Here is an 8,664-nt window from a genome sequence, read left to right as displayed (position 1 = left end):
GCCCATCGCGACGATCTGCGATGTGCGCAGGCCGACGATCGACCGGCCCTCCATCTCGATGCTACCGGAATTCGGCTGGGAGAAGCCGGTGATCAGGTTGAAAAGCGTGCTCTTGCCCGAGCCATTCGGCCCGATTACCCCAATGATTTCACGTTCGTGGAGCTCGATGGAATGATCACGCAGGGCAACCAGCCCTCGAAAGGCTTTTGTCAGCCCGACCGTCCTCAACAGCACTCGACTCGACTGTCTATCCACCCGCCGGTTTGCCCCTGTCCCTCGCCGCCCCGTTCGGCCCGGTCAAGCTTCAAATGGACAATTCGAACGGCAAGATGTCAAGTCCTATTCCCAAGAGGAAAGCTGTATGCCTGCCTCGGCTCGACCGTTGCCGCGACAGCACCGGCATCGATGCAGGGCCTGCAGTCCAGCGCGCCAGCGCTCGCTTCTCGAGCCTGCGCGCATAGTGCGTGGGCGCAAGGCACGAGACGAAGACGATCGGCGCCACCGGCCCGTAGACCTTGGGCGTCCTCGGACCGCGCTTGTGCTAGCTTGTTGTCTGTTCGGCGACAGCTTCTTCGAGGCCGGCTGCGGCCTGGGCGGCGAGAGCGCGCGCCGCCGCCTGTGAATCGTAGAATTCCTCGAGCGCATGAACCCTGCCCCACCGCAGCGTGAACACGTGGAGACCACGGTTGACGTAGGACGTATCGCCGTTGAGCAGGGTAGCGGTGCCATCCCACTGGGCAAACACGGTGGTATGCCACGGCCAGCCCTTCACCCACACGTGGTTGACCGTGAGATGGAGAGTGGGCAGAACACGGCCGAGGCGCTCGAACCACCGGCGCAGGGCCTGCTTGTCGTGGCGCTCGCCACCAAGCGCGTGTGCGCCACCAACCCGGTGATGGACATGCGGCGCGATGGCCTTCACCGCCGCATCCCAGCGATGGTTGTTGACGTCGTCGAAGCTCTGCCGGATCGATTTCTCGACAAAATAGCTGTAAAGCATGTGACCTCTCTCCAAACTTATCGGTGGCGCGCCGTTCCGACGCGAGACCCCGGCCAGCATCGCTCGGCCGCGGTCTGCGCGTCAGGTCAGGGCATTGTCGCGTCGGCTCGCAGGGATGTGTCCGTCTCGGTCGAGACCGTCACTTCCTCACCGGACCTTGAGAACGCGTAGAGCGAGCCCGGGTGGCCAGGTATGGAAAACGCCACGGAGTCACTGTTGGCGAGGCCCATGACAACCCGCAGCGGATCACCCCCGGTCTTCGGTGCGAAAGTGGCGGTGACCTCAAGCAGGTCGCCGTCCGGAACGTAGTAGACCACCATGTCCAGGTGTGCCTGGTGCAGGCTACCGCCTTCGATCGGGCGCCCGATGGTGGCTTCCTCGGCAAGAGCCGGGGTTGCAAGAAACAGCGCCGCCAGCAGCGAGGCGCCCAAGGTTTTGCGGATCATCTCATTTGTCCTTTTTTAGATTGCGTTCACCCTCTATATAGGGTATAGATTACGAATGCAATCTAAAAAAGGAGATGACGATGCGTGTAAGTCGCACTCAGGCCGCGGAAAACCGTGAGACCGTGATCAATGTGGCAAGCCGGCTTTTTCGGGAGCGCGGGTTCGACGGCATCGGCCTCAAGGATCTGATGAAAGGGGCCGGGCTGACCCAGGGCGCCTTTTACAAGCAATTCGAGTCGAAGGACGATCTGGCGGCGCTGGCGTCCAGGCGGGCGATGGAAAGCGCCACCCACAAATGGTCGGCCGCGACCGCGGCAAATCCCGGGAACCCGTTCGACGGGGTGATCTCATTCTACCTCAGCATGGATCATCGCGGAGAAAAGATGGACGGCTGCCCGGTCGTTGCGCTCGGCTCGGATGCCGCCAGGCAAGGTGCCGAGGTGAAGGCGTCATTCGAAGCCGGCATCAAGGCGTACCTCGAGATGCTCGGCGGTTGGGTTGGCGAGGGCGACATCGAAAAGACCGGCAACAAGGCAATGGCCGTTCTCTCGACGATGGTCGGCGCGGTCGTGCTGTCGCGGGTCGTCAACGACCCCGACCTTGCGCAGGCTTTTCTGGATGCGGCGGCCGATCAGGTTCGCGAAGCAGTCGCTACTTGAACGGCGCGAGCAGCGCCGCCAGCACAGCAAGGATAGGAGAGCAGATGGAACGGATTGTCGTCACGGGCATGGGTGCGGTCACGCCCCTTGCCGCCAATGTCGAAGCGTCCTGGTCACGCCTGCTTGCCGGCCGGTCTGGCGTTCGCAGGCTTCCTGACGATGTGGTGGGAGAGCTGCCGGCTAAGATTGGCGGCGTGGTTCCCTCCCTGGGCGAAGACCCCGAGGCTGGTTTCGATGCCGATGCCGTCCTGTCCGCGAAGGATCAGCGCAAGGTAGACCGGTTCATTCTCTTCGCGCTGGCGGCGGCGGAAGAGGCGCTTGCGCAGGCGCAATGGAAGCCTGCCTTGGAGACGGATCGCCTGCGCACGGCCACGATCATCGCTTCAGGTGTCGGCGGGTTCCCGGCCATCACCGAGGCGGTGCGCACGGTGGACCTGCGTGGCGCCCGCCGCCTGTCTCCCTTTACGGTGCCGTCCTTCCTGGTGAACCTCGCGGCGGGCCACATCTCGATCCGTCATGGCTTCAAAGGTCCACTCGGCGCACCGGTGACGGCGTGCGCGGCAGGCATCCAGGCGATCGGCGACGCCGCCCGCCTGATCCGCGCCAACGAAGCCGACATCGCCGTGTGCGGCGGAACGGAAGCGTGCATCAACACCGTCAGTCTCGGCGGTTTCGCCGCCGCTCGTTCTCTTTCAACCGGCTTCAATTGGGCGCCGGCCCAAGCCTCGCGCCCTTTCGACACATCGCGCGACGGCTTCGTCATGGGCGAAGGGGCCGGCGTGCTGGTCATCGAGGCGTTGAGCCACGCGTTGGCGCGCGGCGCAAAACCGATTGCTGAGCTCGTCGGCTACGGCACGACGGCGAATGCCCATCACGTCACCTCCGGGCCAGAGGACGGCGACGGCGCGCGCCGGGCCATGCAGATCGCGATTGCCCAGGCAGGGATTTCGCCACGCGACGTTCGTCATCTCAATGCGCATGCGACCTCCACGTCAGTCGGCGACCTGGGTGAGATCGAAGCGATCAAGAGCGTGTTCGGGCGCGATTTCGCGATAGCTGTCAGTGCCACGAAATCGGCGACCGGACACCTGCTCGGAGCGGCCGGCGGGCTTGGTGCGATCTTCGCAATCCTGGCGCTCAGGGATCAGGTCGCCCCGCCAACCCTCAACCTGGGCGAGGCCGATCCGGCCGGCGACGGAATCGACTTCGTCGCCAACGCACCCCGGCCCATGGAGATGGAGTACGCGATCTCCAATGGCTTCGGCTTTGGCGGCGTGAATGCCAGCGCCCTGTTCAGACGCTGGAACTAGCGGTGGCCAGACGCAGTCATGACCGACGCCCTTTGCCCCGGCCTATCTCAATGCTTTTCCCAATCCGATCCAACGCAAAGAAGGATATGATTTCCATGAACAAGACCAGTCCCGGCGTCGCCCTTGTCACAGGGGCATCTTCCGGCATCGGGCGCGCTACCGCCGACGCCTTGCTCGGCGCTGGCTTTCGCGTCTTCGGAACCAGCCGTCGCACGGCCTCACAGCAATCCGCCGGCGTGACCATGCTGACCTGCGACGTGACCGACGACGCGTCCGTCGCGACAATGGTCGATGACGTTCTGGCCGCGGCCGGACGCATCGACGTGCTTGTCAACAATGCCGGCATGGGGCTGTTTGGCGGCGCGGAGGAGTCCTCGACCGCCCAGGCCAAGGCGCTGTTCGACGTGAACGTCTTCGGCGTCTTGCGCGTGACCAACGCGGTGCTGCCGGCAATGCGGCGCCAAGGGAAGGGCAGAATCGTAAATTTGAGCTCGGTACAGGGGTTCATCCCCGCTCCCTATTTCGCGCTTTACTCGTCGACCAAACACGCCATCGAAGGGTATTCCGAGTCGCTCGATCACGAATTGCGCCCCTTCGGCATTCGCGTTTCGCTGGTGGAGCCCGCCTATACCCGCACATCATTCGAGGACAATCTTGCCGCCCCCGACCGGTCGCTCGAAATCTACGACTCCGCGCGCGCCGGGATGACTATGTCAGTGCGGAAATCGATGGAAAAAGGCGATGCGCCCGAAGTGGTCGCCAAGACCATTTTGGCAGCAGCGACCGATCCCGCGCCGAAGAAACGCTATGCGGCGGGAAAAATGGCGCGCCAGGTCAGTTTCCTGCGCCGTTTCGTCCCCGCATCCGAATTCGACAAGAGCCTGCGCAAGCAGCTTGGGTTGCCGGTCTGAAATCGGGCGCTGCCTTGGCGCGTCAGCGAGCAGCCGCCTGTTTCTCGAGCCTGCGGGCGTATTGCGTCAGCGGAAAGCACATGACGAAGAAGATCAGCGCCACCAGCCCGTATACCTTGAACGGTTCGAAGGTCGCATTGTTGATGGCGTTGGAGGTCCGCACCAGCTCCTCGAAGCCGATGATCGAGGTGAGCGCCGTCGATTTGATCAGCTGCACCAGGAAGCCGACGGTGGGTGCGCGGGTGATCGAAAACGCCTGCGGCAGGATGATCAGCCTGAGTTCCTGCAGATAGTGCAGGCCGAGGCTGGCACCGGCGTCCCATTGACCGAGGGGTAGCGCCGCGACGCCGGAGCGCCAGATTTCGGCGAGATAGGCGCTGGCGAAGAAGGTGAGGCCGAGCGCCGCCGCCGTCCAGGGTTCGATGCGCAGACCAAGCATCGGCAGGCCGAAGAACATCAGGAACAGCTGCATCAAGAGCGGCGTCCCCTGGAACAGGGCGATGTAGCCGGAGGCGACACGCCGGCTCCATTTGTTCTCAGCGATCCTGAAGAACAGCACGATCATGCCGACGATGCCGCCGCCGATAAAGGCGGCCAGCGATAGCAGCACCGTCCAGCGGGCGGCGAGCAGTAGGTTGCGCACGATGTCCCAGAAGGTGAACTCGATCATGACACACCGGCTCCGAGCGCGCGGCGCCCGCCTGACACCAGCAGCCGGCGCAAGGCCATCGACAGAGCGAGATAGACCAGCGTCACGACGAAATAGGTCTCGAAGGAGCGGAAGGTGCGTGCCTGCAGCATGTCGGCCTCGTAGGTCAGCTCACGCACGGCGATCTGCGACACGACGGCGGACTCCAGCATCATGATGACGATCTGGCTGGTGAGCGCGGGGTAGATGATCTTGAGCGCCTGCGGCAGCACGATCTTGACGAACACCTGGCGTGGCCGCAGCCCAAGGGCCAGCGCTGCTTCCGTCTGCCCGCCGGGCACGGCGTCAAGCCCGGCGCCGACGATCTCGATGGTGTAGGCCGCCATGTTGAGCGTCATCGCCAGCATGGCGGCCAGGAGCGGGTCGAGCCGGACGCCCAGGCTGGGCAGCCCAAAGAAGATGAAGAACAACTGCACCAGGAACGGCGTGTTGCGCATCACCTCGACATAGCAGGCGATTGCCCGCTTGAGCAGCACCGGGCCGTTTCGCCGCCCCGCGGCACCCAGGATGCTGAGCAGCGTTCCGGCCAGCGTGGTCACGGCGATCAGCAGGATCGTCGTGGCCGCGCCATGCGCGATGTCGCCCAGGGCACCCGGGAGCCAGCCAAAGGCCACGGAAACTCAATCCTTGAGATTGTCGGGATTGAGCGGCGTCTTCAGCCAGGCTTTCGAGCTTTCGTCCAGCTTGCCGTCGGCCAGCATCTTGGCGACCGCATCGTTCACGGCCTTCTTCAGGCCGTCTTCGTTCTTGTTGAGGCCGATATGCGAGGGCGAGGTCAGAAGCTGGAACTTCTGCTCCGGCTTCAGTGCGTCCTGCTTGGCCAGCACCTGCGCGCCGACATCGTTGCCGACGACCATCAGCTGCGTCTGGCCGGAGATGAAGGCCTGGATCACCGAATTGTAGTTGTCGAAGCGCTTGATGTCGGCCGATGCCGGTGCTGCCTCGGTGAGCGAGGTGTCTTCCAGCGTGCCGCGATTGACGGCGATCGACTTGTCGGCGAGGTCTTCCTTGCCTTTGACGGCAAGCGCTGCCGGACCGATCACGGCGATGTAGTAGGGCGCGTAGGCAGCGGCGAAGTCGATGACCTGCTCGCGTTCCTTCGAATAGCCGACGCTCATCAGCAGGTCGACGCGATGATCGTTCAGATACGGGATGCGGTTCTGGCCGGTGACGGCGATGGGATTGAGCTTCACCTTGAGCGTATCGGCGATGTATTGCGCGACATCCATGTCATAGCCCTTGAGGCTCATGTCGGCGCTGGCCGAGGAGAAGGGCGGAAAGTCGGCGAAGACGCCGACATTGATGGTGCCGGCCTTGGTGATGTCCGCCAGCGCATCGGCGCTAGCGGCCTGAACTGCGAGGCCGAAACCGGCCGTGCCGAGCATCAGCACGGCGGCGATGGAGGCAAATGTCTTACGGATTGTCATTGTCATTCCCCTGTCTGGAAGCTTTGTTTGTTCGGGTCGGCCGCCGGCTCCAGCGCGGCGGCTGCCTTTGCTTTTCTAGACGTCAGGCGCCCTTGCCTGTTATCGCCGGGCTGAACACCATCAGGCTCAGTATCTCGAACAGCACCTGTGCGGCGGCATGCGCCGTGTTGGTGGTCGAGTCGTATTGCGGCGCCACCTCGACGACGTCGCCGCCGACGATGTTAAGACCTTTGAGGCCGCGCAGCAGTTCGAGCACTTCGCGCGTCGTCAGACCGCCGACTTCCGGCGTGCCGGTGCCCGGCGCGAAGGCCGGATCGACGCTGTCGATGTCGAAGGAGACATAGGTCGGGCCGTCGCCGACGATCTTGCGCGCCTTCTCGATGATCGCCGGAATGCCGAGGCCGGTCACCTCCTCGGCATGCACCACGGTCATGCCGGACTCGTAGGTGAACTCCCACAGATATTCGGCCGAGCCGCGGATGCCGATCTGGATCGTGCGCGTCGGGTCGAGCACGCCGTCAAGCACCGCGTTGCGGAACGGGCCGCCATGGTGGAACTTGGTCATGTCGAACAGGCCACTGGTGTCGCAGTGGGCGTCGATATGGATCAACCCCACCGGGGCCTTCTTGCCGACGGCCTTCAGAATTGGATGGCTGATCGAATGGTCGCCGCCGATCGACAGCGGAATGACCCCGGCATCGACGATCTGGTTGGTGCGGCGCTCGATATCCTCATGGCTGGTCTCAAGCCGGTAGCGGCTGCGGAACGGCGTGTCACCAATGTCGGCGACCCTGAGCTCATGCGTCGGCGCGCATTCCAGCACGTGATTGTAGGGCCCGATGCGCTCGATGGCGCGCAACGCCCTTGGCCCGAAGCGCGAGCCCGGGCGGTTGGTGACGCCGAGATCCATCGGCACGCCGATCATCGCCACCTGCAAATCGCCGAAATCCGGATTGTCGGCCGATATTTCGCGGTAGGGCGCGGCAAGAAAGGTCGGGATGCCTGAATAGGGCGCCAGCCGCGTGCCGCTCTTGGAGAAGATCTTGTCGGCGACCTTGCGGAATTTCGGGTCGAACATCTCGCCGCCATGGCTTTCACCATATTTGCGACGCAACGCATCGAGCTTGCCGCGATCGTATCCCATGTCCGCTCCTCCTGGGCTGATGCAGTGCCGGCGCGGGTGACGCCTGCGAACCGACCGTCATCCGGCCGGGCCGCTGTCCCGCTGGCTGCCTGCAGATTTCATGTCTTGATGCTGTTCTAAACTCAAGTGTCTGGCAGTGGCATTGAAAAATCAATTGATATTGTTAGGGTGTTTTCTGTGAGAAAATCTCACAACAAAGTGGTACCATGACCAAGCGCCTGCCACCGCTCAATCCGCTGCGCGCCTTCGAGGCAACGGCTCGCCATGGTTCACTGACCAAGGCGGCGACTGAGCTGAACGTCACTCATGGCGCCGTCAGCCACCAGATCAAGGCGCTCGAGCAGTCGCTCGGTGTCAAGCTGTTCGAGCGGGTCGGCCAGCGGGTCAAGCTGACACCGCATGGCGCGGAGCTTCTGCCGGCGGTGTCGACCGCGTTCGACGGCATCGCCGCCGCCACCCAGCGCATGACAAGGCCGGCGAGCAGCGGCACACTTTCGGTCTCCTGCGTGCCGGCGCTACTGTTGCTGTGGATGACACCGCGGCTCGGCAGTTTCATGGCGCAATATCCCGACATAAGGCTGACGCTTATTCCTTCCAACGATCCCAAGGATTTGCGGGCGCCCAATATCGATGTCTGCGTGCATTATGGCGACGGCAGCTGGACCGATTGCTGGATGCGCAAATGGTCGGGCCTCGAACTGTTTCCCGTGGTCAGCCCGACCTTGATCAACAACCGGCCGATCCGCAGCGTCAGGGATCTCGCCGATCATGTCTTCCTGCATGGCGATGACGGCCGCGAGTGGCACACCTGGCTGGCTGCCGCCGATGCGCTGGACCTGGAGCGGGGCCGCCGCCATCACCTCGGCGATGCCCGTATGGCGACCGAGGCGGCGGTGCACGGCCACGGCGTGGCGCTGGGCGACTCGGTGACGGCAAGCGCGCTGCTGGCCAGGGGCATGCTGGTCGCGCCGTTCAGCCTGTCGGTGCCGGCGGTCGACGATTTCTATGTCGTCTGCCGCAACGAGATGCGGACGACGCCGATCGTGCAGGTGTTCGTC

Annotated in this window: 11 protein-coding genes; 4 read left to right on the top strand and 7 right to left on the bottom strand. The window is 63.7% G+C overall.

Going from position 1 to position 8,664, the window contains the following annotated elements; translation table 11 throughout:
- The 3 genes from EN969_RS36605 to EN969_RS07350 form a co-directional block, all read right to left on the bottom strand.
- Positions 1-234 (bottom strand): ATP-binding cassette domain-containing protein (locus tag EN969_RS36605; protein ID WP_281059998.1); only part of this gene is annotated, 234 nt, incomplete at its 3' end.
- A 307-nt stretch (positions 235-541) separates the two neighbouring features.
- Positions 542-1,000: a nuclear transport factor 2 family protein gene (locus EN969_RS07355; RefSeq protein WP_063169747.1), complete on the bottom strand. Its 459-nt coding sequence runs from the start codon at positions 998-1,000 to the stop codon at positions 542-544.
- An 86-nt stretch (positions 1,001-1,086) separates the two neighbouring features.
- On the bottom strand, positions 1,087-1,446 hold the full coding sequence (locus EN969_RS07350; RefSeq protein ID WP_063169746.1) for a hypothetical protein: 360 nt from the start codon (positions 1,444-1,446) through the stop codon (positions 1,087-1,089).
- Between the two features lie 80 nt (positions 1,447-1,526).
- Between EN969_RS07350 and EN969_RS07345 the strand changes: the two genes are divergently transcribed.
- The 3 genes from EN969_RS07345 to EN969_RS07335 all read left to right on the top strand — a co-directional run bounded on the left by EN969_RS07345 (position 1,527) and on the right by EN969_RS07335 (position 4,326).
- Entirely contained in the window at positions 1,527-2,105 is a 579-nt protein-coding gene (locus EN969_RS07345; RefSeq protein WP_127419049.1) for a TetR/AcrR family transcriptional regulator, read from the top strand.
- A gap of 44 nt (positions 2,106-2,149) precedes the next feature.
- Positions 2,150-3,415 carry a beta-ketoacyl-ACP synthase II gene (fabF, locus tag EN969_RS07340; protein ID WP_082826620.1) on the top strand — a complete coding sequence of 422 codons (1,266 nt, stop codon included), beginning with the start codon at positions 2,150-2,152 and terminating at the stop codon, positions 3,413-3,415.
- A gap of 95 nt (positions 3,416-3,510) precedes the next feature.
- Positions 3,511-4,326: an oxidoreductase gene (locus EN969_RS07335; protein ID WP_063170427.1), complete on the top strand. Its 816-nt coding sequence runs from the start codon at positions 3,511-3,513 to the stop codon at positions 4,324-4,326.
- Positions 4,327-4,348: 22 nt separating this feature from the next.
- On the opposite strand, the gene EN969_RS07330 is transcribed toward EN969_RS07335, so the two are convergent.
- The 4 genes from EN969_RS07330 to speB form a co-directional block, all read right to left on the bottom strand.
- Positions 4,349-4,996, bottom strand: coding sequence for an amino acid ABC transporter permease (locus EN969_RS07330; RefSeq protein ID WP_024502056.1), 648 nt, complete (start codon positions 4,994-4,996; stop codon positions 4,349-4,351).
- The gene (locus EN969_RS07325) at positions 4,993-5,649 is read right to left on the bottom strand and encodes an amino acid ABC transporter permease (RefSeq protein WP_024502057.1); all 657 of its coding nucleotides are present in this window, start codon (positions 5,647-5,649) and stop codon (positions 4,993-4,995) included. Before EN969_RS07325 ends, EN969_RS07330 begins: the two co-directional genes overlap by 4 nt.
- 6 nt (positions 5,650-5,655) lie before the next feature.
- Positions 5,656-6,462, bottom strand: a complete 807-nt coding sequence (locus EN969_RS07320) for a transporter substrate-binding domain-containing protein (protein WP_013528437.1) — start codon at positions 6,460-6,462, stop codon at positions 5,656-5,658.
- Between the two features lie 82 nt (positions 6,463-6,544).
- The gene (gene speB / locus EN969_RS07315; protein WP_013528438.1) at positions 6,545-7,606 is read right to left on the bottom strand and encodes an agmatinase; all 1,062 of its coding nucleotides are present in this window, start codon (positions 7,604-7,606) and stop codon (positions 6,545-6,547) included.
- Positions 7,607-7,812: 206 nt separating this feature from the next.
- Between speB and EN969_RS07310 the strand changes: the two genes are divergently transcribed.
- The coding region (locus tag EN969_RS07310) for a LysR substrate-binding domain-containing protein (RefSeq protein WP_127419048.1) at positions 7,813-8,664 on the top strand (852 nt) is incomplete at its 3' end.

Origin of the sequence: Mesorhizobium sp. M7A.F.Ca.CA.003.01.2.1 (genome assembly GCF_003998945.1) — a bacterium.
GTDB classification, from domain to species: Bacteria; Pseudomonadota; Alphaproteobacteria; order Rhizobiales; family Rhizobiaceae; genus Mesorhizobium; species Mesorhizobium ciceri.
This window is presented reverse-complemented; position numbering and strand designations above follow the sequence as displayed.

Bases quoted from the DNA above. Each gene is read 5' to 3' on its own strand.
- EN969_RS07320 (WP_013528437.1), bottom strand. From the start codon at position 6,462: ATGACAATCCGTAAGACATTTGCCTCCATCGCCGCCGTGCTGATGCTC.
- fabF (WP_082826620.1), top strand. From the start codon at position 2,150: ATGGAACGGATTGTCGTCACGGGCATGGGTGCGGTCACGCCCCTTGCC.
- EN969_RS07330 (WP_024502056.1), bottom strand. From the start codon at position 4,996: ATGATCGAGTTCACCTTCTGGGACATCGTGCGCAACCTACTGCTCGCC.
- EN969_RS07335 (WP_063170427.1), top strand. From the start codon at position 3,511: ATGAACAAGACCAGTCCCGGCGTCGCCCTTGTCACAGGGGCATCTTCC.
- speB (WP_013528438.1), bottom strand. From the start codon at position 7,606: ATGGGATACGATCGCGGCAAGCTCGATGCGTTGCGTCGCAAATATGGT.
- EN969_RS07350 (WP_063169746.1), bottom strand. From the start codon at position 1,446: ATGATCCGCAAAACCTTGGGCGCCTCGCTGCTGGCGGCGCTGTTTCTT.
- EN969_RS07355 (WP_063169747.1), bottom strand. From the start codon at position 1,000: ATGCTTTACAGCTATTTTGTCGAGAAATCGATCCGGCAGAGCTTCGAC.
- EN969_RS07345 (WP_127419049.1), top strand. From the start codon at position 1,527: ATGCGTGTAAGTCGCACTCAGGCCGCGGAAAACCGTGAGACCGTGATC.